Source organism: Halorubrum sp. PV6, assembly GCF_003990725.2.
Lineage (GTDB): Archaea > Halobacteriota > Halobacteria > Halobacteriales > Haloferacaceae > Halorubrum.
Window position 1 is genome coordinate 2,024,868 of record NZ_CP030064.1, and the last position, 25,881, is coordinate 2,050,748.

General features: G+C 67.2%; 23 protein-coding genes and 1 pseudogene. 12 read left to right on the top strand and 12 right to left on the bottom strand.

Annotated features, from left to right (window positions below; genetic code table 11):
* Both nrdR and DOS48_RS24045 read right to left on the bottom strand, forming a co-directional pair.
* Positions 1-489: a transcriptional regulator NrdR gene (gene nrdR, locus DOS48_RS24040; RefSeq protein ID WP_127118893.1), complete on the bottom strand. Its 489-nt coding sequence runs from the start codon at positions 487-489 to the stop codon at positions 1-3.
* Between the two features lie 251 nt (positions 490-740).
* Positions 741-3,023, bottom strand: a complete 2,283-nt coding sequence (locus tag DOS48_RS24045) for a hypothetical protein (protein ID WP_127118133.1) — start codon at positions 3,021-3,023, stop codon at positions 741-743.
* Positions 3,024-3,207: 184 nt separating this feature from the next.
* Between DOS48_RS24045 and DOS48_RS24050 the strand changes: the two genes are divergently transcribed.
* Both DOS48_RS24050 and DOS48_RS24055 read left to right on the top strand, forming a co-directional pair.
* Positions 3,208-4,836 (top strand): gamma-glutamyltransferase family protein, encoded by a 1,629-nt coding sequence (locus tag DOS48_RS24050; protein ID WP_127118134.1) that lies wholly within the window; start codon positions 3,208-3,210, stop codon positions 4,834-4,836.
* A 280-nt stretch (positions 4,837-5,116) separates the two neighbouring features.
* Positions 5,117-6,514 carry an ABC transporter substrate-binding protein gene (locus DOS48_RS24055; protein ID WP_127118135.1) on the top strand — a complete coding sequence of 466 codons (1,398 nt, stop codon included), beginning with the start codon at positions 5,117-5,119 and terminating at the stop codon, positions 6,512-6,514.
* 268 nt (positions 6,515-6,782) lie between these two features.
* Here the strand turns inward: DOS48_RS24055 and DOS48_RS24060 are convergent, their stop codons facing one another.
* The 8 genes and pseudogenes from DOS48_RS24060 to DOS48_RS24095 form a co-directional block, all read right to left on the bottom strand.
* Positions 6,783-7,094 carry a hypothetical protein gene (locus DOS48_RS24060; RefSeq protein WP_127118136.1) on the bottom strand — a complete coding sequence of 104 codons (312 nt, stop codon included), beginning with the start codon at positions 7,092-7,094 and terminating at the stop codon, positions 6,783-6,785.
* Positions 7,095-8,189: 1,095 nt separating this feature from the next.
* The gene (locus tag DOS48_RS24065) at positions 8,190-9,035 is read right to left on the bottom strand and encodes an ABC transporter ATP-binding protein (protein ID WP_244629335.1); all 846 of its coding nucleotides are present in this window, start codon (positions 9,033-9,035) and stop codon (positions 8,190-8,192) included.
* On the bottom strand, positions 9,032-9,925 hold the full coding sequence (locus DOS48_RS24070) for an ABC transporter ATP-binding protein (RefSeq protein WP_127118137.1): 894 nt from the start codon (positions 9,923-9,925) through the stop codon (positions 9,032-9,034). The genes DOS48_RS24065 and DOS48_RS24070 overlap by 4 nt, the downstream gene beginning before the upstream one ends.
* Complete coding sequence (locus DOS48_RS24075; RefSeq protein WP_127118138.1) at positions 9,918-11,243, bottom strand: branched-chain amino acid ABC transporter permease; 1,326 nt, start codon at positions 11,241-11,243, stop codon at positions 9,918-9,920. Before DOS48_RS24075 ends, DOS48_RS24070 begins: the two co-directional genes overlap by 8 nt.
* Positions 11,240-12,361 (bottom strand): branched-chain amino acid ABC transporter permease, encoded by a 1,122-nt coding sequence (locus DOS48_RS24080; protein ID WP_127118139.1) that lies wholly within the window; start codon positions 12,359-12,361, stop codon positions 11,240-11,242. Before DOS48_RS24080 ends, DOS48_RS24075 begins: the two co-directional genes overlap by 4 nt.
* A 121-nt stretch (positions 12,362-12,482) precedes the next feature.
* Positions 12,483-13,493, bottom strand: a pseudogene (gene lipA, locus DOS48_RS24085) (lipoyl synthase); the annotation flags it as partial.
* Positions 13,494-14,054: a cysteine hydrolase family protein gene (locus DOS48_RS24090; RefSeq protein ID WP_127118141.1), complete on the bottom strand. Its 561-nt coding sequence runs from the start codon at positions 14,052-14,054 to the stop codon at positions 13,494-13,496.
* Positions 14,047-14,916 carry a YqcI/YcgG family protein gene (locus DOS48_RS24095; RefSeq protein WP_127118142.1) on the bottom strand — a complete coding sequence of 290 codons (870 nt, stop codon included), beginning with the start codon at positions 14,914-14,916 and terminating at the stop codon, positions 14,047-14,049. The genes DOS48_RS24090 and DOS48_RS24095 overlap by 8 nt, the downstream gene beginning before the upstream one ends.
* Positions 14,917-15,059: 143 nt before the next feature.
* Between DOS48_RS24095 and DOS48_RS24100 the strand changes: the two genes are divergently transcribed.
* From DOS48_RS24100 to DOS48_RS24145, 10 genes are all read left to right on the top strand, one after another.
* Complete coding sequence (locus DOS48_RS24100) at positions 15,060-15,692, top strand: DUF655 domain-containing protein (RefSeq protein ID WP_127118143.1); 633 nt, start codon at positions 15,060-15,062, stop codon at positions 15,690-15,692.
* A gap of 73 nt (positions 15,693-15,765) precedes the next feature.
* A complete protein-coding gene (locus tag DOS48_RS24105; protein WP_127118144.1) occupies positions 15,766-16,644 on the top strand; it encodes a 16S ribosomal RNA methyltransferase A in 879 nt (292 codons plus the stop codon).
* A gap of 81 nt (positions 16,645-16,725) precedes the next feature.
* A complete protein-coding gene (locus tag DOS48_RS24110) occupies positions 16,726-17,958 on the top strand; it encodes a mechanosensitive ion channel family protein (protein ID WP_127118145.1) in 1,233 nt (410 codons plus the stop codon).
* Positions 17,955-18,542 (top strand): HemK2/MTQ2 family protein methyltransferase, encoded by a 588-nt coding sequence (locus DOS48_RS24115; protein ID WP_127118146.1) that lies wholly within the window; start codon positions 17,955-17,957, stop codon positions 18,540-18,542. The genes DOS48_RS24110 and DOS48_RS24115 overlap by 4 nt, the downstream gene beginning before the upstream one ends.
* 147 nt (positions 18,543-18,689) lie before the next feature.
* Positions 18,690-19,691: a 5-methyltetrahydropteroyltriglutamate--homocysteine methyltransferase gene (locus tag DOS48_RS24120; RefSeq protein ID WP_127118147.1), complete on the top strand. Its 1,002-nt coding sequence runs from the start codon at positions 18,690-18,692 to the stop codon at positions 19,689-19,691.
* A complete protein-coding gene (locus tag DOS48_RS24125; protein WP_127118148.1) occupies positions 19,691-20,761 on the top strand; it encodes a methionine synthase in 1,071 nt (356 codons plus the stop codon). The genes DOS48_RS24120 and DOS48_RS24125 overlap by 1 nt, the downstream gene beginning before the upstream one ends.
* 375 nt (positions 20,762-21,136) lie before the next feature.
* The gene (locus DOS48_RS24130; RefSeq protein ID WP_127118149.1) at positions 21,137-21,760 is read left to right on the top strand and encodes a hypothetical protein; all 624 of its coding nucleotides are present in this window, start codon (positions 21,137-21,139) and stop codon (positions 21,758-21,760) included.
* A gap of 327 nt (positions 21,761-22,087) precedes the next feature.
* Positions 22,088-22,450 (top strand): helix-turn-helix domain-containing protein, encoded by a 363-nt coding sequence (locus tag DOS48_RS24135; RefSeq protein WP_127118150.1) that lies wholly within the window; start codon positions 22,088-22,090, stop codon positions 22,448-22,450.
* The gene (locus tag DOS48_RS24140) at positions 22,450-22,785 is read left to right on the top strand and encodes a hypothetical protein (protein ID WP_127118151.1); all 336 of its coding nucleotides are present in this window, start codon (positions 22,450-22,452) and stop codon (positions 22,783-22,785) included. The genes DOS48_RS24135 and DOS48_RS24140 overlap by 1 nt, the downstream gene beginning before the upstream one ends.
* Before the next feature lie 99 nt (positions 22,786-22,884).
* Entirely contained in the window at positions 22,885-23,634 is a 750-nt protein-coding gene (locus tag DOS48_RS24145) for a sugar phosphate isomerase/epimerase (RefSeq protein ID WP_127118152.1), read from the top strand.
* A 71-nt stretch (positions 23,635-23,705) separates the two neighbouring features.
* Here DOS48_RS24145 and DOS48_RS24150 read toward each other — a convergent pair whose 3' ends face one another.
* Positions 23,706-24,578: a hypothetical protein gene (locus DOS48_RS24150; protein WP_127118153.1), complete on the bottom strand. Its 873-nt coding sequence runs from the start codon at positions 24,576-24,578 to the stop codon at positions 23,706-23,708.
* A gap of 71 nt (positions 24,579-24,649) precedes the next feature.
* On the bottom strand, positions 24,650-25,867 hold the full coding sequence (gene eis / locus DOS48_RS24155) for an enhanced intracellular survival protein Eis (RefSeq protein ID WP_127118154.1): 1,218 nt from the start codon (positions 25,865-25,867) through the stop codon (positions 24,650-24,652).
* Positions 25,868-25,881 lie beyond the last annotated feature (14 nt).

Below are 25,881 nucleotides of genomic sequence, written 5' to 3' on the forward strand. Positions count from 1 at the left end.
TCATTGTGAGTCGGTCGGGGCGTCGAAGTCGTCACGTTCTGCATCCAAGACTGCATCAAGTTCTCGCAGGAACTCCTGCGGCTCAGAGAATGCTTTGTAAACGGAGACGAACCGAATGTAGGCCACCTTATCGAGCGTCCGGAGGTTCTCGGAGACGAGTTCGCCGATGAGACTCGAAGCGACGATACGCGCCCCTCGATTCTGCAGTTCGCTCTCGACATCGTCGACGAGAGCGGTCACCGTCGTCTCGGTCACGTCTCGCTTCTCGACGGCTCGTTCGATCCCCGTGCGAAGCTTCTGTCGGTCGAACGGCTCGATGGTGCCGCCGCGTTTTTTCACTTGAAGTGACTGCCACTCCGGGCGTTCGTAGGTCGTAAAGCGGAACGAACAGCGTTGACACTCGCGGCGCCGTCGGACGGAAGTCCCGTCGGCGTCGGTCCCTGTGTCGATGACGCGCGTTCGCTCGTTCCCGCAGTCCGGGCAGTTCATAGTTGTCACTGCTTGATCCTCCAAGGGTTTAGTCCCATATGTGGGGTCTCTTCGTTTTGACCGCAACATCTGGTGGTCGCGGCGGTCACATAAAGTTTACCCAACGGAATTGATTTAGTACAATTAGAATTGATTGACGGGCGCGGACGGTTGGGAGTCGTCTACACCGAGGTCCGGTCTCGACCACCGCAGATCGTGAATTGATATAGCGAAATGCACTACATACCTCGTTCCCGCGAGTGACGAGCGGCTCAGTCGGGCCGGCCCTGGCTGATGGCGTCTCGCGCGCGTTCGATGGCGGCGAGCGTCTTCGGATCGATCGCTTCGACCGCCTCGTCCGAGTAGCCGGCCTGCGCGTCGGTCGCGAGTTCGTCTCGGACCCCGCGCAGCGACTCGACGCTGGCAGAGAGGCGGTCGTCGGCCGCCGCATCGTCGCCGTTTTCGGCGGCCCTGACCGCACCGACCGCCGCCTCGCGAGCGCGGGCGATACCGTCGAGTACGGGAGTGGCGGTGTCCTCACGGTCACTCGTCTGCTCCCGGTCGGCGTCGGAGTCGCTCGTCTGCTCCCGATTGGTGTCGGAGTCGCTCGTCTGCTCGCGCTCGTCGGGGGCGAGCGCCTCGGCGAGGTCGTACAGCGCGTCGAGTTCCTCGACCAGCGTCCGCGCGAGCGCGAGCCTCCCGGTCCGGACCCGGTTCCGGATCGCGTTGCCATCGTCGTCGAACGAGTCCGGCGTCACGCGGTACGCGCCCCGGTTCCCCTCGCGGTCGACCACCTCGACCGTGTAGCGCCCCGCGCGGTGGACGGCGACCGCGAACCGGTCCGTCTCGACCGGCTCGCCGTCGTAGACGGTCCCCGCGTAGTCTTCCACGACCCGAACGCGCGCGACGCCGCCCGTCTCGCGGGCGTCCCCTCGGACCCAGCCGGCGTCCTCGCTGGCGACGACCGCGAGTTCGCCGTCGCCGCCGACCGAGACGGCCCCGCCGTCGTGGGTGAACCGCGAGGCGATCGGGGCGTATCCCGGCCCGTTGGCGACGAGGAGGTGCGGGCCGGGCTCGACGCGGAGGTACTCGAAGACCCCGCCGCGGGTGACCGTGGCCGTCGGGTCCGCGCTCGCGAGCCGAACGGCCACCTCCGTCGGGAGGGGGAACAGCGAGACGCCGGCGACGCCCGCCACCGCGTCCGTCGCCCCCTCCGTGACGCCGTCGAGCGCGCCCGCGGTCCCGGCCTTGAGCTGTCGCACGCGCCCAACGACCCGGTTCGCGAGTCCGGTCGGCTCGGCGCCGTCGATCCGCCGGCGATGCGCGGGGTCGGTGACGTCGGCGAGGGGGTCAGTGAACCGCGCTTGCTCCCACGGAATGCCGACCGAGGTGATGTGGCTCGCGACGGCGTCCTCGACGAATCCGGGCACCGCGAACTCGAAACTCAACTGCGGGCCGACGAAGTCGTCGATATCGTCGCGGAGCGGGGCGAGCGGTTCGAGCGCGTAGGTCGCGTCGGCGTCGGCCGCGCTGTCCGGGTGGGCGATGACGAGGCCGGGCTCGCGCAGGGGGAGCGCCTCGGGCGGGGTCGGCAGCCCGCCCCACGCCCCGACCGTCACGCGCTCGTCGATCAGGTCGGTGCGCTCGATGGACAGCGACGGGTGCTCGTGGAGCGGGACGCCGTCCAGCTCCGGGAGGACGAAGGGGAGACGCGCCCCCTCGTCGCGGGGGAGCCCGTAGGCGAAGGGGGCTCGGATCGCGGCCGAGACGTCGAGCGCGTCGTTGGTCACGTCGGAGCCGCTGTCGGCCGTCGGGAGTCGCTCGAAGGTCGGGACGCGACCGTTGACCTCGCTGGCGCTGGAGTGTGAGCCGACCTCGGAGAGGATGCCGGGGCGAGCGCCGGCCGGAATCGCCGGATCGAGGTACTCGTTGTTCGGGCTCGTCCGGGAGTGCGCGCTGGCACAGAGCAACAGCGGGTCGCCGCTCTCGCGGTCGACGAACACCTGTAACAGCTCCCAGTCGTGCCAGTGGAAGTTCACCGTGAACTGGTCGAACGCCGAGTAGAGCCAGTACTGCACCGCGTCGACGCCCGGCGCCGCCTCGACGACGTTGTAGAACACGGTCGGCGCGGGCGGGGCCCCCGTCTCGCGGAACGCCGCCGAGTACTCGTCGAGCGCGGTGAACCCGTCGACGACCGGGCCGGCGTCGGTCTCGACGACGTAGGGGCGCGGGTCCGTGGGGAACCACTTCTCTAGCGCGCCGAAGTACAGGTCGGGCGCGTACCGCTGGACGACGGCCGGGGGCTCCGCGGGCGCCTCCTCGGGAGGGGTCTCGCGCTCGTCCGTTTCCTCGTCGGCCGGCGGGGCGTCGGAGCCCTCGGGCGGCGCGTCGTCCGGTCGCGAGACGTACCACGCGCTCGCGGCGCCGCCGAGCGCGAGCGCGCCGAGCCCGGCGTATCCGAGGACGCGGCGGCGGTCCGAGTCGTCGGGGGAGTCGTCGCTCGCCGGACGCTCGGCGTCCGCGCTGTCGTCTGGGGTCTCGTCTGTGCCGGCCATCTGCTTCCGTGACCTCAGGCGTCCGACATGGTAAACGGTACCGGTCACCAATGCGTGCGGATCGGGCCGCACCGTGTCGACGGCGGGCCCGTCGGGGCGACACATCGCCGAGTGCCGGTGAGGGGACGCGTAATCGAGTGCCGGTGGGGGCGACGTTTAACCGAGTGCCGGTGAACGTGAGCCTATGGAGCCAGACTTAGACCGGTTCACCTCTCGCCGGTCGACGGTGTACGGGCAGCGAGGGGTCGTCGCCACGAGCCAACCGCTCGCGAGCGAGGCGGGCATCGCGATGCTCCGCGAGGGTGGGAACGCGTTCGACGCCGCGGTCGCGGCCGCCGCCGCGCTCAACGTCGTGGAGCCCACGTCGACGGGGCTCGGCGGCGACGTGTTCGCGCTGTACCGCACCGCCGACGGCGACGTGGGGGCGATGCGGGCCTGCGGCGGGGCGCCCGCCGACGCGACGATAGCGAACGTCCGGGCGGCGCTCGCGGCCGACGAGGGCGTCGACGGCGACGAGCCGGGCGAGGTCGAGATGCCGGCGACGGGGACACAGACCGTGACCGTTCCGGGGACGGCTCGCGGCTGGGAGGCGACCGCCGAGCGGTTCGGCGAGTTCGGCCTCGACCGGCTGTTGCGGCCGGCGATACGGTACGCGAAGTCGGGGTACCCCGTGAGCGAGGTGGTCGCCGACGCGTGGACGCAGGCCGAGACGCTGTTCGAGACCGACCACGCGCGCGAGGCGTACCTCTTCGACGGCGAGTCGCCGTCCGTCGGACAGCGCGTGACGCTGCCGCGGCTCGGCGACTCGTTGGAGCGCGTCGCCGAGGCGGGCGCCGACGCCGTGTACACGGGCGAGATCGGGGAGGCCATCGCCGAGGAGGTGCAGGCGGCGGGCGGGCTGTTGACGGTCGACGACCTGGCCGACTTCGAGGTCGAGTGGCCGGAGCCGGTCTCGACGACGTACCACGGCGCGGAGGTGTACGAGCTCCCGCCGAACAACCAGGGGCTCATCGCGTTGGAAGCGCTCAACATCGCGGCCGAGGTCGGCGCCGGCGAGTACGACTACGACGCGCCGGAGCGCGTCCACTACTTCGCGGAGTCGCTCAAGTTGGCCTTTCACGACGGCCACCGGTACATCAGCGACCCGGAGTACGAGGCGATTCCACCGCTCTCGTCGACCGCGTGGGCGCGCCGCCGGGCGGCCGAGATCGGCGAGCGGGCGAACCACGACGTGGGGTTCGGCGTCCCCGACGCCAACGCCGAGGACGCGGACACCGTGCTGTTGACCGTCGCCGACGCGGCGGGGAACGTCGTCTCGTACATCAACTCGCGGTTCGCCGGGTTCGGTTCGGGGCTCGTCGCGGGCGAGACCGGGATCGCGCTCCAGAACCGCGGCTCGTCGTTCTCGCTCGACCCCGACCATCCGAACCGGATCGCGCCCGGCAAGCGACCCTTCCACACTCTGTTGCCCGGTCTGCTCCGGTTCGACGAGGACGACTGGGCGGCCTTCGGCGTGATGGGCGGGTACATGCAGCCGCAGGGCCACCTCCAGGTGGTGTCGAACCTCGTCGACTACGGGATGCCGCTCCAGCGCGCGCTCGACGAACCGCGCTGGCGCTACCGCGAGAGCGGGGCGCTCGCCGTGGAACCCCACATAGACGGCTCGGTCGGCGCGAAGCTGAGTCGGAGGGGCCACGACGTGACGACGCTCCCGGCGAGTCGGTTCGGCGGGGCACAGATCGCCCGGTGGCGCGACGGCGTCCTCTCGGCTGCGACCGAGCCGCGAAAAGACGGGACCGCACAGGGGTACTGACGCTCCCGCGCGGAGGTGACTCGCGCCGTGACGGGCCGAGGCTGGCGTCTCGCCGGCGCCGACGCGGATGTCCCGCCGACGCCGACGCGGGCGTCCCGCCGACGATACGGCAAAAAGCGGCGCCAGTCGCGTCGGATCGCTCGCTCGCCGAAAGCGGAGTCGAAACGCCGTCGAGTTCCGGCAGCGCCCCCAGATCGGGGGTGTTCGGATCGCCGGGGAGCCTGTGGTATTTGTGATCGTGGACACACTTATAAACGCGCGTATGGTACTCCCTTTCAGAATGAGGCGAAGAATTCAGCGACGCGACGTACTCAAAGGCGCCGGTGTGGCCGGCATCGCAGCCCTCGCCGGCTGCTCGACCGAAAGCGGAGACGGGTCCGACGGAGGCGACGGCTCCGACGGAAGCGACGGGTCTGACGGCTCCGACGGCTCCGGGAGTTCCGACGGCTCCGACGGCAGCGACGGCGAGGACAGCAGCGCGCCCGACGCCGTGATGGTCGTCGGGTTCCCGGAGTCCGGAATTCAGCTGTTCCGCGACTTCTACTCCGAGTTCGCGGGCGACGTTCCCGACCTCGACATCATCGTCCCCGACGGGCTGATCGACTCCGATCTCCCCGGCGAGGTCGACAACGACATGAACAACGTCATCGGGACCGCGCCGTCCGCGAGCGGACCGGGCGCGGAGTTCTTCACCAGCGCGTACGAGGAGGAGTACGACACCGCACCGGGCGTGTTCACCGCGCAGGCGTACGACGCGATGGCGGTCCAGATCCTCGCGGCGACCGCTGCGGGCGAGAACAACGGGGAGGCCATCCGCGACCGCGTCCGGACCGTCGCGAACCCCGGCGGCGAGGAGTTCGGCCCGGAGACGCTCCCCGACGCGGTCGAGGCCGTCGCGGCCGGCAACCCGGTCCACTACGTGGGCGCGTCGTCGAGCGTCGACTTCGACGTCAACGGCGACATCGCCACGGCGGCGTACGACGTACAGGACTTCCAGGACGGCGACATCGTCACGCTCGACACCCTCGAGTTCGGGAACGAGCTCTCGGACGAGGACCTGAACGCGCCGGCGGCCGACCCCGTCGGCGTCGACGAGTTCGAGGCCCAGGTCGGCGTGCTGATGCCCGAGACCGGTGACCTCGGTCCGCTCGGTGGGCCGATCCGCGACGGCGCGCTGCTCGCCGCGACGCAGGTCAACGACGCCGGCCTGAACGTGACGGTGAACACGCGCGTGGAGGACACCCAGACCGACCCGCAGGCGGGTATCTCGGGCGCGAACGCGCTCGTCGACGCCGGCTTCGGCGCCGTCGTCGGACCGGCCTCTTCGAACGTCAACCTGCAGGTGGCCGACAGCGTCTACATCCCGAACGGCGTCGTGGGCATGTCGCCGTCGTCGACGAGTCCGGCCGTGACCGACTTAGACGACAACGGCTACATCTTCCGTACCGCCCCGTCCGACCTGCTGCAGGGGCCGGCGATGGCCGAACTCGCGCGCGGCGACACGGTCGGCGCCGCCTCGTCGGGGACGCTGTACCTCAACGACGCCTACGGGCAGTCGCTTGAGGAGCAGTACGTCGCCGCCTTCGAGGACGCCGACGGAACGATCACGAACCGCGTCTCCTTCGAGCCGGCGCAGGCGACGTACACCAGCCAGTGGTCGAGCGTCCTGAACCAGTAGGCGTCTCGTAGCCGCGACCGTTCCGAATTCGATTTTTTGCGTTGTCGTCGCGACGGGTCAGACGATTGAACGACTCCCAGAAGCGACGCGAATGGGGTATTTAAGTAGAGATCGACTGTAGCGGCCGATACGTGCTGTTGCTGACTACGAGTTCTATGAGGACGTTGCCAGCCACGGCGATGTTGTTCGTTTGGCTCTGTTGAAACCCTCTGAAATTGCTATTTCTTCCCCTTCTAGCACTCAGAACAGCATGAGCTGTCACTGCTCGTTAGCGGGAACTGTACCGGTGTATCTCTTGTGCCAATTTCTCTAAGAAAACGCCCTCATTTGCGAGGTCGTTCCCCCAATTCATGAGCGAGAATCGCGGTTTCGATGACACGGTCACAACGGTGCGACCACTCTCGGTGGACACTTGGATTTCAATTTTATCGCCGAAAGACTTCCAAGAAAGCGGTGTGAAGGCCTTCAGAGTCAACTTATCACTCTCAACGTCGACTGGCTTCCAGCCAACGTATCCGACCACCTCCCTACAAGCGGCAAACACCACGTCGGTATCTTGGGCGAACTCTTTTGTTCGCATACTCTACCCTTGAGACAACTTGGAAAGAATGTTGGGTACAACGGTGGCGTCATACCCCCTGCTCGGGACACGGTCGTTAGCGACCGATCTGTTCGCGGGAGAATATAGTTGAGTAAGAGGATTTCAACAGAGCCAATCTCCAGTGAATGTCGCTCTTTCATCGATCCTCGGTCAGCTATCGGAGATCGGTTGTGTCGTAGTGGTCGCATCCATCTCGCGACTGAACTCGTGGGGTTTCTCCCTGATTCTATGTGAAATCACCATGATACTGATATATCACATCGGGACCGGTTGTTGTAGCAGCCGAAATAGTTATTAATTTGTCACAGACAATCAACATATGTCCCCTCCGGATGGCTGCCTTCCTCCCAGTCAGCAGACGCTTGTTCAACGCCTCCGTTCAGAGCTCGGAGAGTATCTGTATTTGACGCTCATCTACCACGACGACTCGAGTCAGCTCTTACAGGTCGCACCAACAGCAGCAGACGCCCTCAGCCGCGCGGATGAGCAACTAACCGAGTCACACCCGACCGTGACGGAGATCAAGCGGTGTTGTACTGAGCAGACTGCTACCCAAACACTCCCGTTTGGCGACCACCGATGCTCGCTTCACCTGTATGACGAGTGGCTTCTCCTACACTATCGAGAGCCGCCATCTGGGGTGGTCATCGGTGTCGATGCCGCAAGCGCATCCAACTTACGAGGGTTTCTCACAGATATCTCCCCTATGATCTCTGATGTCTTGCCACAGCAGTGAGACAAAAACGGGCGAGTGTCCTAACTCGACAGTTTCCGCGCGCTAAAGCGCGAAGCTTCCGCTCCGAGTCTCCCCCAATCGTTTCGGGTGAAAGGTTTCAGCGCTGGGCGTTTCGGAAGAGGACCGGCCACCGAATACGCCAGCCGAGCGAGACACGGATGTGGTGAGAGCTGTCCCGTCTCGGATGCTTATGCCGGTTTCTCGACAGAAGCGGCGAGTGCCTCGACAGAGCAAAAGAGATGGCCAGACGGCCGTGAGCCGCCGCGTCGGCGCGGCGTCGACGATTCGCCCACTCCGGCTCAGTCGCGGGCGACCGCCGCGAGCCGCTCGTGGGACGCTTACCCGCCGAGGAAGTCTTGCCGCACGTCCTCGTCGCCGAGGAGCAGGTCGCCGCGGTCGGTGTAGCGGTTCTCGCCGTTGACGAGGACGTACCCCCGGTCACAGCGCCGCAGCGCCTCCTTGGCGTTCTGCTCGACCATCAGGATGGCCGTCCCCGAGTCGTTGATCCGGTCGATCCGGTCGAACATGTCGGAGACGAGGTCGGGCGCGAGCCCCGCGCTCGGCTCGTCTAAGAGCAGCAGGTCCGGGTCGAGCATCAGCGCGCGACCCATCGCGACCATCTGCCGCTGGCCCCCGGAGAGCGTGCCGGCCTTCTGTCCCTGCCGTTCCCGGAGAATCGGGAAGCGGTCGTAGATCGCTTCGATCTGGTCTTCGGGGACCTCGTCGAGGATGTACGCGCCCATCTCGAGGTTCTCGCGCACGCTCAGTCCCGGAAAGACGTTGTCGGTCTGGGGGACGAATCCGATCCCCTCGCGGATGATCTGCTCCGGAGCGAGGCCGTGGATCGGCGAGCCTTCGAACTCGATGCTGCCGTCCATGTACGTCGTGAGCCCGAAGACGCTCTTCATCACCGTCGACTTGCCCGCGCCGTTCGGACCGACGATGGTCACGTACTCGCCGTCAGCCACGTCGAGGTCGACGTCGGAGAGGATCTGGAGGTCGCCGTATCCGGCGTCCAAGTCGCGGAGTCTGAGGATTGCGTCGCCGTCCAGCGTGTGCGTCGTTCCCGCCTGCACGTCGGCGGCCGCCGGCTGCTCGGGGGCGGTCGCGTCGTCCGGTTCCGCGGCGCTGTTGTCGGCGGCGCCTGCCTCCTCGGTCGCGGCGTCTGCGTCGTCGGCGCTCATATGTCCTCCCCCAGGTACGCCTCGATGACCCGGTCGTCGTTCCGTATCTCGTCGCCGGTCCCCTCGGCGAGAACGCTGCCCTGGTGCATGACGATAACGTGTTCGCAGTTGTTCATGATGACGTCCATGTCGTGTTCGACGAGGAGGAACGTGTAGCCGTCCTCGCGCAGCTTGTGGACCCGGTCGAGGAGTTTCTCCTCTAAGGTGGGGTTGACGCCCGCGAGCGGCTCGTCGAGCAGCACCATCTCCGGGTCGGTCATGAGCGCCCGCGCCATCTCCAAGAGCTTCCGTTGGCCCCCGGAGAGGTTGCCGGCGTGTTCGGTCGCGAGGTGGTCGATCTCGAAGAAGTCGAGCGTCTCCCAAGCGCGTTCGCGGATCTCCTCTTCCTGCGCGATGACGTCGCCCCGGAGTCCGGGTGCGACCGCGCGGATCGCCGACTCGCCGATCTGTCCTTTCGGCGCGAGCATCAGGTTCTCGAGGACGGTCATCTCCTCTAACTCGCGAGCGATCTGGAAGGTCCGCACGAGCCCCTTGCGCGCGATCTGATACGGTTCGAGCCCGGTGATGTCCTCGCCGTTGAACGTGACCGAGCCGGCCGTCGGCTCGTGGACGCCGGTGATGCAGTTGAACGTGGTCGATTTGCCGGCGCCGTTCGGACCGATGAGGCCGGTGAGCGACCCCTGCTCGACTTCGAACGTGGCGCCGTCGACGGCGGTGACGCCGCCGAACCGCTTGACGAGCCCGTCGACCCGAAGCGGCGGCGACCCGGACGGGACGACCTTCGCCGCCTCCTCGACCTCGCTGTCGTTCGCTTCCGGCTCGTCGGCCGGCGGACCGCCCGCGTCCGCCTCGTTCGCGACGTCGGACGCGTCGGGGATGTCGCTACTCATCGGACTCACCCCCGCTCGGCCGCTCCGAGATGTCGACGGCCGCAGCCGTCTCGATCCGGTCGCCGAGTATCCCGTCGGGCCGCCGGTGCATGATGAACACCAAGATGAGCCCGAGGAAGACGAACTGGAGCGGCGCGATGTTGTCGGTCACGAACGCGAGGAACGAGATGGGGTCGAGCGTCGCCACGGCGTCGGCGAACGACGGCGGCGTCTCGGCCGTGATGACGCCGCGGACCGCCGACCCAACCCGGCGCGGTCCCTCGAACAGCACCGTCGCGAAGACGATGCCGCCGAGGACGGCGCCGGTGTTCGACCCGGAGCCGCCGATGATGACCGCGATGAAGACGTAGAAGGTGAGCACCGGCATGAACTGCGGCGTCGGCGAGACGTTACCCTGGCTGCCGAACCAGAGGATGCCGACCAGCCCCATCAGCGCACACCCGATGACGAACACCTTGATCTTGATCAGGTCGACGTTCTTCCCGAGCGAGTCGGCGACGAGTTCGTCCTCGCGGATCGCCTTCAGCGTCCGGCCGAACGGCGACCGACCGAGCCGTTCGAGGAGGACGTAGAAGCCGACGACGAAGGCGGCGATGACGGTGATGTACCCCCAGTCGATCAGGATGGTGTTGGCGATGCCGAGCCCGCTCTCGCCGAGGGTTCCGAAGACGACGTCGCCGAGGGCGGTCGGGGTTCCGACCTGGCCGTCGACGAGGAACAGCTCGCGGACGGGGTTTTGCGGCATCCCCATCCCGCGACCGCCACCGGTGCCGACGCCGAGCGTGTCCCTGAGGAACGTGTCGAACGCGCTCGACTGGAGGAAGAGTCGGATGATCTCGGAGATGCCGAGCGTGACGATGGCGAGGTAGTCGGCCTTGAGCCGGAGCGCCGGGAGCGCCGCGAGCAGCCCGACGACCGCGGCCACAAGCATCCCGGCGACGATACCGACCGGGAGCGGGAGCCCGAATCCGGGCGGGCCGAACGCCGGGTCGGGCGAGCGAACGACGATGCCCATCGTGTAGACGCCGAGCGCCATGAAGCCGGCCACGCCGATGTTGAACAGGCCGGCGTACCCCCACTGGAGGTTCAACGCGAGCGCGGCGAGCGCGTAGACGAGCCCGAGGAAGGTCAGCGTGCGCATCAGCCCGACGACGCTGTTGAGCCCGTCGGAGAAGGTCAGCACCGTCGCGGCGGCGTACACCAGAAGGAGCGTCCCCAGGACGAGCCCGAGGTCGCTCTGTTTGGCGGCGTCGATGACGGCGGCCGTCGCGCTCTCCGGCCGATCGTCGGCCGACGGAGAAGACGAGGACGCGCTCATGCGGTCGAAACACCTCCGAAGAGCCCCTCAGGACGCAGGAGGAGCATGGTGATCATCACGGCGAAGGCGGCGGCCTCGTTGAAGTCGGAGGGGATCCAGATGGTCGAGGTCGTGAACACGATCCCGATGACGAGCCCGCCGGCGATCGCGCCGTACACCGAGCCGATCCCGCCGAGGATGACGGCGGCGAAGATCAGGAGGAGGAGCAGCCAGCCGAAGTCGAACTGGATCGTCCCGCGAAGCAGCACGTAGAGGTACCCCGAGGCGCCGGCCAGCCCGCCGCCGATGATCCACGTGGCGGTGACGACGCGCTCGGCCGGGATGCCGGTGACGAGCGCGAGGTCCTTGTTGTCGGCCATCGCGCGCATCGCGGTGCCGAGTTTGGTGCGCTGGAGCATGAAGTGCATCGCGAGCATGAGCCCGAGCGCGGCGACCACGATGGTCAGGTCGTGGGCGTTGACGGAGAGCCCGAGCGGGGCGAACGCGATGTTCGAGGCGTCGAGACTCGCCGTGACGCCGCGCCGGTCCGAGCCGTAGACGAACTGGATCACGTACCGGACGATCAGCGCGGCCCCGATCGACGCGATCAGGATCGAGATCCCGTCGCGGTCGCGCATCGGCTTGTAGAACGCCCGGTCGAGCGCCAGCGCGACGGCGGCGGTGATGACGAACGCCGCGATCAGTCCGACGAGGATCGCGACGGGCGTCGAGAGCACGTGGGCCCCGACGTCGCCCGCGGTCGCGTTGCCGGCGTCGCGGACGGTCAAGAGCGCGCGCGCCGGGATGTCGCCGAAGCCGGCGATCAGGAACGCGACGCCCCAACCGGTGAACGCCCCGGTGCTGAGTAAGTCGCCGTGCGAGAAGTTCGCAAACGAAAGGATGCTGTACGTCATCGAAAGCCCGATTCCAGCGAGACCGACGACGAGACCGATGATGATCCCGTTCCAGAGATTCGAGCCGAGTCGATCGGCGGAGAGTGCCCCGCCGAGCGGGCCTATCGAGAGCCCGACGAGTTTCGCGGCGAGGTCGACGAGGAGCAGGCCACCGAAGAGGACGACGAGAAGAAGCCCCGGTCGCGCCCGCGCCGACTCGACGATCGACGATTCAGTTGTTCCCATGTGTATGGCTCACTGACACAGGGTGAGATATGGAGAGGTAAATAACTCGCTGTTTCGGCGGAGTTCAGAGACACGAACACCTTCGATAGCTGTCGATTCGCGGCGATTCGGCGGGGCCGCGTCAGTCGCCGCCGGCGGCCCGCGCGTGTCGTCGCGCGTCTTCGGGCGCGCTCCCCTCCCGGAGCAGCGCCTCGACGAACAGCTCGCCCGCCTTGTACGAGGAGCGGACCATCGGTCCGGAAGCGCAGTAGAGGAACTCGAACTCCTCTTCCGCGACGGCGCGCCACGTCTCGAAGACGTCGGGGTGGACGTAGTCGAACACGTCGAGGTGCGAGCGCGACGGCTGGAGGTACTGGCCGAAGGTGACGATGTCGACGCCGACCTCGCGGAGGTCGCCGAGCGTCCGGTACACCTCGTGGTCGTACTCGCCGACGCCGAGCATGAGGCTCGTCTTCGTGTGGATGTCTGACTCGCGGTCCACCCGGTCGAGGACCGCGAGCGACTGCTCGTAGGTCGCCCGGCGGTCGCGGACCGGCCACTGGAGGCGCTCGACCGTCTCGACGTTGTGCGCGATCACGTCGGGCCCCGCGTCGATGATCCGGTCTATCGCGTCGGGGTCGCCGTTGAAGTCGGGGATGAGCGTCTCGACTAAGATATCCGGGTCGCGACGCTTGATCGCGCGGATCGTCTCGGCGAACTGCCTGGAGTCGCCGTCTTCGAGGTCGTCGCGGTCGACGGAGGTCAAGACGACGTAATCTAAGCCGATCTCGCCGACCGCGTCCGCGACGTTCTCCGGCTCGTCGGGGTCTAACGGCTCCATGCCGCCGGTCTCGACGTCACAGAAGTTACAGCCGCGCGAGCAGCGGTCGCCGAGCAGCATGAACGTCGCGGTGCCGGCGCCGCCGTCGCCGCCCGACCAGCACTCGCCCATGTTGGGGCAGTTGGCTTCCTCACAGACGGTGTGGAGGTCGCGCTCGCGGAGGCGCTCTTTGATCTCGGTGAACCGGGAGCCGGACGGGGGACGCGACTTCAGCCAGTCCGGCTTTCGGCGGCCGCGTTGCATACCTGAGGCTTGGCGGCCGCGGGCAAAAACGTGCGGATCAGGTCGATGCGCGCGAAGCGCCGGTCGGACTCACTCGAACGCGCCGCGCTCGACGACGGTCGCGAACTCGCCGTCGAGGTGCGCGAGCGCGACTCGGTGGGAGGTCTCCGGGTCGACCCGGCCCCCGTCGTGCGTCGTTCGCGCGTGGGTCGCGGTCGCGTCGGCGACGACCCAGACCGAATAGCCGCGATTCTCCGCCATGCGCACCGTCGTCGAGACGCAGTGGTCGGTGGTGAGCCCGCAGACGACGAGCGAGGTGTGGCCCGCCTCGCGGAGCCACTCGTCGAGCCCCGATTCGAGGAGCGCGCCGTTGACCGACTTCTCGAAGGTCGGTTCGCCGTTTACCGGAGCCGTCTCCGGCTTCCACTCGAAGCCGGGCGCGCCGGGACGGAGCGGGGAGTCGGGCTCGGTCGAGGCGTGGCGGACGTGCGCGACCGGGCCGCCGCCCTCGCGCCACCGGGCCAGCAGCGCGGCGGCGACCGACTCCGCGTCGGGGTTGTTGCGGTCGCCCCACCCCGGCTCGTCGAAGCCGGTCTGAAAGTCGACCAAGAGGAGGACGGCGTCGTCGACGCTCGGGACGGGCTCAGTCATCGCCGAGTCCCGTGGTCACGGCCGCGCCGTCGGCGTCCGTCGCGGCGTCGTCGAACCGCCGCCACGCGCCGGGCGCCAACAGCGATTCCGGGGCCTTCGGGTGGTCGCGGGTCGGGTTCAGGGGGCAGGCGTCCGGGCTCGCGTCCTCGTCTTCCCGGAAGAGGTACTGCGTCCACTCACGGTCGCCCTCGACGCCCCAGTCGCCGAGGTCGGCGTGCGGACAGACGCCGTCGTAGTCCGCCATGCGCCCGCGGATCGTGTCGCGGGCGTTCTGTCCCGCCTCGGTGTCGGCGGTGATCCCGTCGAAGACGGTCCGGGGTTGGACCGTGATTTCGAGGCCGACCGGCGAGTACCGGCTCTTCCGGTCGGTATAAAAGGGCGCCCGCGAGGTCGGGAACAGCGCCTCCCCGCCGAAGCAGAACTCGAAGCGCGGGGTGTCCGGGTCGGTCGGGATCTCCTCGGGCCACGGTTCGGGGTCGTGGACGTGGAGGAATTCGAGGACGTGCCACAGCTGCTCGTGGTAGTGCGCCTCGCCGGGGTCGCCCTCGGGCGGCGCGAAGAAGACCGCGAGCGGCGCGCGCTCGGCGTGGTCCGGGTAGGTGTCGAGGTACTCGACGAGCACGTCGCGGAACCGGAGCAGGGCCGCCGGGTCGGTGGTGGACTCGCAGGCGGCGTACAGCATGTCGCCTTCGCGTTCGACCTCGATGCCGAAGTAGCAGGGGAACGGTGATCCGTCGCGCTCGCCGAGCATCGACTCGCGGAACGCCTCGTAGTGGTCGCGGAGCCACGCGGGCGCGTCGCCGAGCCGATCGTGGAGCGTCTCTTGATCTAACAGCACGCCCTCGGTTCCGGGCTCGTTCATACCACTAATCGGTGACAGCCCGGCTTTTGGCTTTCGCCGGGTGTCACTCGCTCGGAATCGCGCCGGCGGTCGGTCGGCGGGGATCGATCGCTTCGACCCCGCACGCCAGCGGTTTTTTCACCGCGCGGGACCGTAATACGGGTATGACAGACCCCGATGGCGACACCGTCGAGGCGGGCGACGACGCCGGGGCGGAGGCGGCGTCCGACCCGGCCCCCGACTCCGGCGATGAGGAGGGGCCGCGGGTCGTCCTACTGGACGTGATGCCCAACGGGCGACCGGACGACGACCGGCCGCAGTACCGGAAGTCGCCGGTGGCGTACGGGCTCGGGACGGACGCGTTTCGGCTGTACGAGCTGGCGCTCGGCGACGCGGCGGACGTCTCGGTGAGCGACTGGATCGCGCTCGACGGGCCGAACGTCGGTCGGTACCGCGAGGTGACGTTCGACGACCTCACCCGGAACGCGGTCACGGAGGTCGAGTACGCGGTCGAGGCCGTCGTCGAGAGCGACGAGCGTCGGTTCGTCGAGTTCTACAACGAGGCGGGCCCGATAACGCTGCGGCTCCACCAGCTCAACCTCCTGCCCGGCATCGGCAAGCAGCTGCGGAACAAGGTCCTCGACGAGCGGAAGCGAGGCCCCTTCGAGAGCTTCGAAGAGGTTACGGAGCGCGTCTCCGGGCTCCACCGCCCGAAGGAGGTGCTCATCGAGCGGATCGTCGAGGAGATCCGCAAATCGGATCTTAAATACCGGCGGTTCGTCGAGCGCGCCGAGTGACCCGCGGCCGTCAGCGGAAGCACCCGACGGCCCGAAACGGGACTTTTACCCGGAACGGCGGAGTAACGCGGCCATGACAGATTCATCGGCGAGCACCGGCGCGGGGTACGGGGACCGCGACCCGGACGCGCTCGCCCGGCGAGCCGGGGACCGAGCCAACCCCGACCGCGACCAGCACTTCCTCGTCGACGACCGCGTCCTCGACCGGATCCCCGCGTACCTGCCCGACGACGCCGACACGAGCAGTCTCCTGGAGATCGGCGGAGGCGCGGGCGCGCTCACCGACCGGCTGTTGGCGATCGACGACGCGACGGTGTCGGTGGTCGAACGCGACGGCGCCTTCGCCGAGTTCCTCCGCGAGGAGTTCGCGGCGGCGGTCGACGAGGGCCGACTGGACGTGATCGAAGGCGACGCGCTCGACGTCGACCTCCCGCCGTTTACCGCCTGCGTCGCGAACCTCCCGTACGGCGTCTCCTCGGAGATCGCCTTCCGACTGCTCCCAGAAGGGAAGCCGCTCGTGTTGATGTTTCAGGCCGAGTTCGCCGACCGGATGGTGGCGTCGGCGGGCGACGACGAGTACGGTCGGCTCTCCGTCTCCGCCCAACACTACGCCGCGGTCGAGATCGTCGAGCGCGTCCCGAAGGAGGCGTTCGACCCCCAGCCCGCCGTCGAGAGCGCCGTCGTGTTGTGTACCCCGCGCGACCCGGAGTACGAGGTGGGCGACGAGGCGTTCTTCCTCCGGTTCGTGAAGGCGCTTTTCACCCAGCGGCGCAAGACGGTCCGGAACGCGATCCGGAACACCGGCCACATCTCCGGGCTCGACGAGCCGGAGGCCGTCGTCGACGCCGCCGAGGAGGACGTGCTCTCCCGGCGGCCGGGCGACCTCGACCCGTCGGCGTTCGCCGCGCTGGCGGAGCTGGCCCGCGAACACGGCTCGCCGACGGAGGTCTGAGCCGATGGCGTGGCGTGGGTCGCTCGGCCTGGCGCGCGGCCGCCGAGCGGCGTCGAGCGCGAATCGTAGCGAGGGGCGGCCGTGATATCCGCCCTCCTCGCGCAGAACGCGACGGCTCCGTCCGAGGTCCCCGGCGACCTCTACGGGGCGCTGACGGGGAACGCCGAGCGCGTGGCGGCGTCGCTGGTGATCCTCGGCGTCGTCCTCGGCGTGCGGATCCTCACCGGGTATATAAAGGAGCGGAGCGACGACCTCTCGTCGATCCGGCGGCTCCTCCTCTCGGCGACGGTCGCGGCGGCGACCGCGCTCGCGGTCATCTCGCTCATCGCAGTGTGGGACCGGAGCGGCGCGCTGTTCGAGGCGGTCCGATCGGCGGTACAGACCGACCAGGTGTCGAACGTGGTGTTGTCGGTGGTGATCCTGGCGGCGGCGTACGCCCTCACCGACTTCCTCGGCGGCGTCATAACCGAGGTCGCGAGCGAGAGCGCCTCAATTTCCAAACACCAGCGCGAGGTGGTGCTCCGGCTCACCCAGCTAACCGTGTACACGACCGCGTTGCTCGCGGTCGTCGGCCTGTTCACCGACAACATCGGGAGCCTCCTCGTCGGCGCGGGGTTCCTCGGGATCGTCATCGGGATGGCGGCGCGGCAGACGCTCGGCGCGATCCTCGCCGGCTTCGTGCTGATGTTCTCCCGCCCGTTCGAGGTCGGCGACTGGGTTGAGATCGGCGACCACGAGGGGACCGTCACGGAGATTTCGATCATGAGCACCCGCATCCGCTCGTTCGACGGCGAGGTGATCACGATGCCGAACGACGCGGTCCGATCGACGTCGATCGTCGACCGGTCGCGGCGGAGCCGGCTCCGGATCGAAGTTGAGGTCGGCGTCGACTACGCGACCGACATCGACCGCGCGGCCTCGGTGATCGAAGGGGCCGTCGCCGGCGTCGACGACGTGGCCGACAGGCCCGAGCCGGACGCCGTGACGAAGCGGTTCGACGACTCGGCCGTCGTGTTCGGGGTTCGCTACTGGATCGAGAACCCGACCATGCGGAAGCGCTGGCGCACGCAGACCGACGCCATGACCGCGATCAAGCCGGCGCTCGAAGACGAGGGGATCGTGATCCCCTTCCCGCAGCAGACGCTCTCGGCGCGGGACGCCGACGCGTCCGGCCCGCAGCTCGACGCCTCCGTCGAGGCCCGAGCCGCGACCCGCGAGGGATCACAGTCGGCCGCCGGGGACGGCGAGGAGGAGTCGGCGAGCGCAACGGAGGACGACGAGTCAGAGCGCGACGCGGAGGAGGGAGACCGATGACCGACGACGAGGGCGGCCTCGCGGAGCGGCGCGGGCTCGACGAGGCGGTCGTCTACCAGCCGGCCGAAGACTCCGGGTTGCTCGCGGAGGCGGCGGTGGAGACGGCGGCGGGCCGGGTGCTGGAGGTCGGCACGGGGTCGGGGTGGGTCGCACAGCAGATCGCCGAGGAGCGCGGCCTCGACGTGGTCGGCAGCGACCTCAACCCCCACGCGGCGCGGCAGGCGCACGACCGCGGCGTCGAGGGCGTCGTCGCCGACCTCCTCGCGCCGTTCCGGGCGGACGCGTTCGACACCGTGTGTTTCAATCCGCCGTACCTCCCGACCGACCCCGACAACGAGTGGGACGACTGGATGGAACACGCGCTCTCCGGCGGCGAGTCGGGGCGCGAGCTCATCGAGCCGTTCCTCGACGACGTGGGGCGCGTCCTCGCGCCGGAGGGCGTCGTTCTGCTCTTGGTCTCCTCGCTGACCGGCTACGAGGAGGTGCTCGCGCTCGTGGCCGACGCCGGGTTCGAGGCCGAGCCGGTCGTCGAGGAGTCGTTCCCGTTCGAGACGCTCACCGTGTTGGCGCTGCGGGAGGTCTGAGGCGGTCGGCTGGCATTGAGGTCTGCGGGTCGCTCGCTGCGACCGCGGCCGGGTCGCACCGGAGGGTGAGATCGGCGCCGTATAAATTACTGATAAGCATAAAGAGCATTAGCAAATATTATACGACGGTATATCGAAGTGCTGGTGATGACCGAACGAGTCGCAGCCACGCCGGGGCTGTATCCGCTTCCGGACTGGGCGAAAGAGACGCTCTCCGACCTCAAGGGCCACCAGAAGGGTGACCTCCTGAGCGGCGACGAAAGCGAGGCGATCACCGAGGAGTACGCCGACGTCCGCGCCGAGTACGTCGACGATCAGCTCGACGCCGGCCTCGACCGCGTAAGCGAGGGGCAGGGGCGTTGGGACGACATGATCGCGCACCCGCTTACCGTCCACGACAGCGTCGAGACGGGCGGTATCGTCCGGTACTACGACAACAACAACTTCTACCGCGACCCGCGCGTCGTCGACGACCTCGACTTCTCGGGCGACGTGGCGCGCGAGCTGGAGGCGGCGGCCGAACTCGTCGGCGACGCGGCCCCCCTCGCCGCGACGCTGCCGGGCCCGTACTCGCTCGCGGCGCTCGCCACGGACGAACACTACGGCGACGACGCCGAGTTCCAGGCGGCCGTCGCCGAGTTCCTCGCCGGCGAGGTCGAGGCGTTCCCGGCCCACGAGACGCTGTTCTTACTGGAGCCGTCGCTCGTCACCAGCCCGCCCGCCGAGGGCGAGGAGTCGGCCGCGACGGAGGCCATCGCGACGGTCGCCTCGGCGACCGACGCCGACGTGGTCGTCCAGACCTCCTACGGCGCGCTCGGCGAGAAGCTCTACGCCCACCTCGTCGACGAGGCGGGCGCGGACGCGCTCGGGCTCGATCTGGTCGCCGGCGACCGCGACGAGACGGTTTACAACGTCCAGGAGTTCGGCTCCACCGACTCGCTCGCGCTCGGGCTCGTCGACGGGCAGAACACGCTCGTCGAGGAGGCGGAGACGGTCGCGGAGCGCGTCGAGTGGTTCGAGTCGCAGATCCCCGCAGAAGGGTTTGACACGACCTACCTGACGCCGAACACCGAGCTGTTCTACCTGCCCGCGAACAAGTACCGCGAGAAACTGCACGCGCTCGCCGCTGCCGCGGAGGTGCTCGACTAATGGCCCGAAACCCCGAAGCAAACCGCGAACAGTTCCGCCCGCACGACCACCCGAACGACGCGTTCCTGCTGACGACCGTCGTCGGCTCGTACCCGAAGCCGAAGTGGCTGAATCGTGCCGACGAACTGGTCGACGATCCGGACTCGAAGTTCGACGCGTCGGATCTGGCGGAGGCGCACGACGACGCCTGCCGGCTGATCACGCACGAACACGAGCGCGCCGGCCTCGACACGGTCGTCGACGGCGAGATGCGCCGCAACGAGATGGTGGAGTTTTTCGCCGACCGCATCGACGGCTACGAGTTCAACGGGCCGGTGAAGGTGTGGGGCCACAACTACTTCGACAAGCCGAGCGTCGTCGAGTCGGTCGAGTACGACGAGCCGTGGCTCGTCGACGAGTTCGAGTTCACCTCCGAGGTGTCGGAACGCCCCGTCAAGGTCCCGATCACGGGGCCGTACACCCTCGGATTTTGGGCGTTCAACGAGGCGTACCCCTCCACCGAGGAGTTGGTCTACGACCTCGCCGACCTCGTCAACGAGGAGGTCGAGAAGCTGGTCGAGGCGGGCGCGCGCTACATCCAGATCGACGAGCCCGCGCTGGCGACGACGCCCGAGGACCACGCCATCGTCGGCGAGGCGCTCGAACGCATCGTCTCGGGCATTGACGAGGAGGTCCGGATCGGCCTGCACGTCTGTTACGGCGACTACTCGCGGATCTACCCCGAGATCAACGACTACCCGATCGACGAGTTCGACGTGGAACTCTGTAACGGCGACTTCGAACAGATCCCGACGTTCACGGATCCCGAGTTCGAGCCGGACCTCGCGCTCGGCGTCGTCGACGCACACACCGCCGAGGTCGAGCCGGTCGAAGAGATCAAGGAGAACATCCGGCAGGGCCTCCGCGTCGTCCCGCCGGAGAAGCTCACCATCTCGCCCGACTGCGGCCTGAAGCTCCTCCCCCGCGACATCGCGTACGGGAAGACGGAGAACATGGTCACCGCGGTCCGCGAGGTCGAAGCCGAGATCGATTCCGGCGAGATCGACGTCGAGAACCCGCTCGACGACTGAATCGGTCCATCGAAACGCGATTTAGTTGTCAATTTTCCACTGAGCTCCCGTGAGGGCACACAGATTGCGCGACGTAGGGGATGTATCGCCGTGGATCTGTTGGACTCCTTCGCCTCTGGTAGGTCGCAGAAGCCATGCGAGATGCAGAGGACGCAGTCAGCACGGGAACTATGTTATCTTCCCTCTCTGAACCCTGAACTAGCCGATAGAACGCACCTGCGTATTGAGCGTTGAGGATTCTACCAGCTCAAGTAGGTGTGCCAATAGTCGTGCGGTGGGTCGCCATGGGGCCACCATCGCAGTTGTGGTTTCCATTGGTTTTTAAATGATTATCACTTCCAGAAATGATTTGTATTCTAAGATATTTGTCCGAATATGAATCTCGTGTTGAGAGGCATAGAGCAAATAAAATATCTACTAACATGGATGTTTGTACTATTTACAAAACGAACAACTCTGAAAGGACAAAAAGAAATTACACTCCCCCACAAAACTATCAGAGTATATATATTCGACAAAGACAGTCCGGGATTAGCACAAGCAACTCCATTTGGTACAATCATATGGAACCTACATTGGACCGAGGGCCTCTCCGTTCAAGCCAAACAGCTCCTTTTAACCCACGAAGAGAGCCATAAAAACAGGAACGTTATTTGGAAGGGCATCATCTATGCGCTACTTATTCTTCTACTCATCGTCACGTATCAAAAAGCACAATTGATGCTTGAAATCGGCTTCGGAGGATTATCAGCAGCCATGCTGATCGATACTATAGGTTCTTTGACCATACCGTTTGTTACATTTTTGATTGCTATCCGAGTAGAAGAAATTATAGCAGACTATCAGTCCCTACAGAAACTTGGTGAAGAACATTTTATCGAAGGTTATCGAGAGTTGTTGGAACAAGGAGACAGTACAATTACTGGTCGGATCGTGCGCAAAATTCTATACAACCACCCGAAACAGACCGTAAAATTACACGATATGCTTAATTCGTAGGCATATTCTATCGGGTGGTTCGGAATACAGATGGAGAATATAAGATAGTTCTTGTGACGACTACAACCTCTGTATCTCGCACGGGGTTCTGACACAATGTAGGTAGATCCGTATTGTGTGCCGGTATGTAGATCGCCTGTATTGAGCGAATCGGTCTATCCTGATTTCGCCACTGCGACGTGCCACAGTCGCGCCATCTGTCTATTACACTAGTTTTGTCAGTTTCAAAGGGCTTCAACAGAGTCACCGCGGTGAATCCCCCGCTCGAACGATCCCATCGGCAAAAGACTAATTACACACGTAAGCGTAAAATTACAGTAGATTACAATGCCTGTCGATTTCGAGAGCTATCATCCGAATGACCTTCCGAATGAGGGGACAAACGGCCGACAGATTCTAGAACACCTCGCACGACATCCCGAGCTCGGGTTCACGCCGAGCGAACTCGCCGACGAACTTGAAATTCCTCGAGGAAGTGTTGGGACGACGCTAAACCGCCTCGAAGAGCGGGGGCTCGTCCGACACAAAGGCGCATATTGGGCGATCAATATCGAGGCGTACGATGCGCAAACGGCTAGCGAGATCGGCCTCCGAGCCGTCGCTGACCAGTTCGAGGGCGATCACTACGACACGAATCCCGACTGGGATGCGACACTACCAGACATCGACGCCGAGACGAGCGGAAATTGATGCTCCGGCGTGGAAGCGTCGTCGTCGCCGTCGATCCCTATGGACACACTCCTCGACGGCCCTACCTCATCCTGAGCGACGAGACACACCCGTTTGCGGGTGAACAATACATCGCCGCCGGAATCACGACGAAAGAGTACTCACCGTCGATTTCGCTCGCGGGACGGTTTGTCGAAGGCGGCCTCTCGGAACGATCGTTCGTCTCTCCGTGGGCAGTCGTCTCCCTTCGCGAGGCCGACATCGAACGCGCAGTGGCGATCGTCGACCGGACGGTGACGAGTAGCGCGGCCAAACAGGTGGCCCGATTCGTCGGATGCGACCCGACCGACTCGTAGCTCGCGGTTCCATCGCAGCAAGTGGTGCAAGCCGGGCATCGGTGACGGCCACGAAGTCGGCGACGCCATTTATAAGAGCCATCCGCACCCACCGCCGACATGGACCTCGGCCTCACCGTCGGCGACGACCTCGACCGGCTCGCGGCGTCGCCGGCGCGGTTCGACTTCTGTGAACTGGGGCTCGGCGAGCCGACGCTCGTTCCGGGCGCCATCGACCTCGAGCGCATCGACCGGGCGCTCGCCGGGCGCGACCTGGTCGTTCACCTGCCGTACAGCCAGCGGCTGGCGACGTACGTCCCCGAGATCAACGACGCCATCGTCGACTACCAGCGCCGCCTGTTGACCGCGGCCGGAGAACTGGGCGCGGAAAAGGCCGTCCTCCACGCCACCTCCGCCGACCGCGACGACGTGGCGTTCCGGGAGACGGCCGCCGACCAACTGGAGCGAATCGCCGACGTCGGCCGCGAGGCGGGCGTCGAAGTCGTCGTCGAGAACGTCGGCCACCAGCACGCCGGGCTCCAGCTGTCGGTCCTCGGCGACATCGCCCGCGAGACGGACACCCCGATCTGTTTCGACGTGGGCCACGCGTACATGGAGGGCGACAACAAAGCGATAAAGCGGTTCCTGCGCTCGCACGGCGACCAGATCTCGCATCTCCACTGTCACGACGTGCGCCGCCGCGGCGACACCCACCTCCCGGTCGGCGCCGGCGAGGTGGACTACGACCTCCTCGCGTCCGAACTCGACGGCTTCGACGGGACCGTCGCCATCGAGGTGTTCACCGACGACGACGCGCTGCTCGTCGACTCGGCGGAGCGCGTCGCCGACTGCCTCGGCGTCGACTTTTAAAAACGCCCGGGGCGGCCCGGAACCGATTTATAAGCGCGTCCGGTGCGGCTCGGGGTCAACCGGCGCGTCGGCTACGCCGAGTTGTCGTCGTCGGTCGGCGGTTCGTCGTCGCTCTGGCTATCGCCTCCGGCGTCGCTCCGGCCGCCGCCCTCCCCGGAATCGGGCTGATCGCGGGTGGCGTCCGGGTCGTCGTCGGCCGACGCTCGCTCGTCGTCGGCCTCCAGTCCGTCGGCCTCCAGTCCGTCGCCGGCCGCCGACCCGTCGTCGTCGAGTTGGCGCTTGATCGACTCCAGTTCGGACTCGACGTCGACTTCCGGCGCCGGGTCGTCCGGATCCTCTGGTTCGGCCGTCGGTTCCTCGTCGTCGTCCGGGTCGGCCACGTCGATCGTGATCCCCCGGTCGCCAGACGCGTCGGCGTCGGGCGCGTCGTCGCGCTGCCAGTCGAACGGGTCTCGGCGACCGCTCCGGGCGGCGTCGGCCTCGCGCCGCCCCTCGTCGATGCGCGCTTCGATCTCCGCCGTGAGATCGCGGGCCTCCGAGAGGATCGACCGCGACGCGGCCTCTTCCGGCAGGTCGGCCTCGGAGAGCGCCCGTCGGAGTTCCGAGAGCGACCGCGACAGCCCGGCGCTGGCCCCGTCTCGCACGTCGCCGAGGCGGTCGGCGGCCGATCCGGCCTCGTCGAGGCTCCGGCCGGGGTCCGCCAGTCGGAGCGCCCCCTGGACGAGTTCGAGCGACGCGATGGTCGTCTCCAGGAGCGCGATCACCGTCGGAATCGTGTACTGCTCGGTGAACCGGACGAGCTCCGAGAGCCGGGGCGGACGCGGCGGCCCGCGGCGGTCCTGCTCCGTCTCGCGAAGGTCGCGGCGGAGTTCGGTCAGCACGCTCTCGAGCTCGTCGAGCCGCTCTTCGAGGGCCTCGTCACGTCGGTCGTCGCGGGAACTCATACGCGGACGTATGCGGTCAGCAGATAAAAAGCCCGGCCGGGGCGGCGTCGCCGGACGCGGCGAGGCGACGGTCAGAACCCCTCGCGGAGGTGCGTCGTCCGCGTCGGGAAGAGGTCGCGGAGCGTCCCCGCGGCGTCGGCGTCGACGGCGAGGTCGCCGCCCCGTCGTAGCGCGTCGACCGAGCGATAGCCGACGTACAGCTGTGAGAGGGCGCCGACGCCGGCCGTGACGTCCGGGGCTGCGGGCGCGGTATCGAGCGGTGCGACGGCGACGGACCCGTCTTCGACGGCGACGCGGACGGTCCCGTCGTTCCAGTCGGCGAGGGGGTCGGTGACGGCCAGCGTGAAGCGGGCCTCGACGGCGGGGTCGGGCGAGAGCGCTTCGAGGGCGGCGGCGACGTCGACGAGCCGGACCATCGGACCGGTCCGGACCTCGCAGTCGACGGCTCGCGGGTCCGCCACGAGGTCGAGGAGGGGCGCGTCCGGCGGGGCGCGAATCCGGACCGCGGACGCCTGCGAGTCGTGATTCCGGAAGAATCGGAGCAGTTGGAACCACGCCTCGTCGTCCGCGACGGCCACGTCGGTGACGCGCAACACCGGATCGTTCCCGTCGCCGTCGTCGTCGAAACTGTACGCACAGATCGCCCGGAGTTCGCCGTCGCGCTCCCAGCCGTAGACGAAGGGGTCGGTCTTCCACCCCTGGAGCGTTCGCTCGCGCCACCACGCCTCCGTCCAGTCCATCGTGAGGTCGTAGCGGTCCGCCATCGCGGAGAGGACGGGCGCGACGGCCGGATAGTCGTCCTCGTCGAGCCGGCGGAACGTGCCGGCGTCGGCTCCCGCGGTCGCGATCAGGTCGTCGACGAACCCGAGCTGTGCCGGCGGCGCGGTGAGACGGCGGTAGCGGGAGGCGGTCGCCCAGCCGTAGTTCGCGTAGAACGGGTGGCTGAACGGCCACAGCGTCGAGAGGGCGACGCCGCGGTCCCGGTACTCCGCCAGCGACTCCCGGAGCACGCGCCCGACGTTGCCCTGTCGCCGGTGTTCCGGCGGGGACGCGACGGCCGAGAGCCCGGCGACCTCGCGGTCGGTCCCGCGGACCCGCAGCGAGAAGTAGTGGTGAGCACACACCGCGACCGGGTCGTCGCCGTCGTCGAACAGCCCTCGCCTGTCGGCGATGCCGTTCCGGTCGTCTGCCGCGTCGGGGTCGTACGGCCCCTCGGTGGGGGAGAAGGCGTATCGCATGAACGCGGCGAACTCGTCGCCGCGCTCGTCGGGGAACGGTCGGTACTCCATATCCCGTCGGCTCG

Excerpts from the sequence above, each read along its gene's own strand:
- nrdR (WP_127118893.1), bottom strand. The coding sequence starts at position 489 with ATGAACTGCCCGGACTGCGGGAACGAGCGAACGCGCGTCATCGACACA.
- DOS48_RS24045 (WP_127118133.1), bottom strand. The coding sequence starts at position 3,023 with ATGGCCGGCACAGACGAGACCCCAGACGACAGCGCGGACGCCGAGCGT.
- DOS48_RS24050 (WP_127118134.1), top strand. The coding sequence starts at position 3,208 with ATGGAGCCAGACTTAGACCGGTTCACCTCTCGCCGGTCGACGGTGTAC.
- DOS48_RS24055 (WP_127118135.1), top strand. The coding sequence starts at position 5,117 with ATGAGGCGAAGAATTCAGCGACGCGACGTACTCAAAGGCGCCGGTGTG.
- DOS48_RS24060 (WP_127118136.1), bottom strand. The coding sequence starts at position 7,094 with ATGCGAACAAAAGAGTTCGCCCAAGATACCGACGTGGTGTTTGCCGCT.
- DOS48_RS24065 (WP_244629335.1), bottom strand. The coding sequence starts at position 9,035 with ATGAGCGCCGACGACGCAGACGCCGCGACCGAGGAGGCAGGCGCCGCC.
- DOS48_RS24070 (WP_127118137.1), bottom strand. The coding sequence starts at position 9,925 with ATGAGTAGCGACATCCCCGACGCGTCCGACGTCGCGAACGAGGCGGAC.
- DOS48_RS24075 (WP_127118138.1), bottom strand. The coding sequence starts at position 11,243 with ATGAGCGCGTCCTCGTCTTCTCCGTCGGCCGACGATCGGCCGGAGAGC.
- DOS48_RS24080 (WP_127118139.1), bottom strand. The coding sequence starts at position 12,361 with ATGGGAACAACTGAATCGTCGATCGTCGAGTCGGCGCGGGCGCGACCG.
- DOS48_RS24090 (WP_127118141.1), bottom strand. The coding sequence starts at position 14,054 with ATGACTGAGCCCGTCCCGAGCGTCGACGACGCCGTCCTCCTCTTGGTC.
- DOS48_RS24095 (WP_127118142.1), bottom strand. The coding sequence starts at position 14,916 with ATGAACGAGCCCGGAACCGAGGGCGTGCTGTTAGATCAAGAGACGCTC.
- DOS48_RS24100 (WP_127118143.1), top strand. The coding sequence starts at position 15,060 with ATGACAGACCCCGATGGCGACACCGTCGAGGCGGGCGACGACGCCGGG.
- DOS48_RS24105 (WP_127118144.1), top strand. The coding sequence starts at position 15,766 with ATGACAGATTCATCGGCGAGCACCGGCGCGGGGTACGGGGACCGCGAC.
- DOS48_RS24115 (WP_127118146.1), top strand. The coding sequence starts at position 17,955 with ATGACCGACGACGAGGGCGGCCTCGCGGAGCGGCGCGGGCTCGACGAG.
- DOS48_RS24120 (WP_127118147.1), top strand. The coding sequence starts at position 18,690 with ATGACCGAACGAGTCGCAGCCACGCCGGGGCTGTATCCGCTTCCGGAC.
- DOS48_RS24125 (WP_127118148.1), top strand. The coding sequence starts at position 19,691 with ATGGCCCGAAACCCCGAAGCAAACCGCGAACAGTTCCGCCCGCACGAC.
- DOS48_RS24130 (WP_127118149.1), top strand. The coding sequence starts at position 21,137 with ATGAATCTCGTGTTGAGAGGCATAGAGCAAATAAAATATCTACTAACA.
- DOS48_RS24135 (WP_127118150.1), top strand. The coding sequence starts at position 22,088 with ATGCCTGTCGATTTCGAGAGCTATCATCCGAATGACCTTCCGAATGAG.
- DOS48_RS24140 (WP_127118151.1), top strand. The coding sequence starts at position 22,450 with ATGCTCCGGCGTGGAAGCGTCGTCGTCGCCGTCGATCCCTATGGACAC.
- DOS48_RS24145 (WP_127118152.1), top strand. The coding sequence starts at position 22,885 with ATGGACCTCGGCCTCACCGTCGGCGACGACCTCGACCGGCTCGCGGCG.
- DOS48_RS24150 (WP_127118153.1), bottom strand. The coding sequence starts at position 24,578 with ATGAGTTCCCGCGACGACCGACGTGACGAGGCCCTCGAAGAGCGGCTC.
- eis (WP_127118154.1), bottom strand. The coding sequence starts at position 25,867 with ATGGAGTACCGACCGTTCCCCGACGAGCGCGGCGACGAGTTCGCCGCG.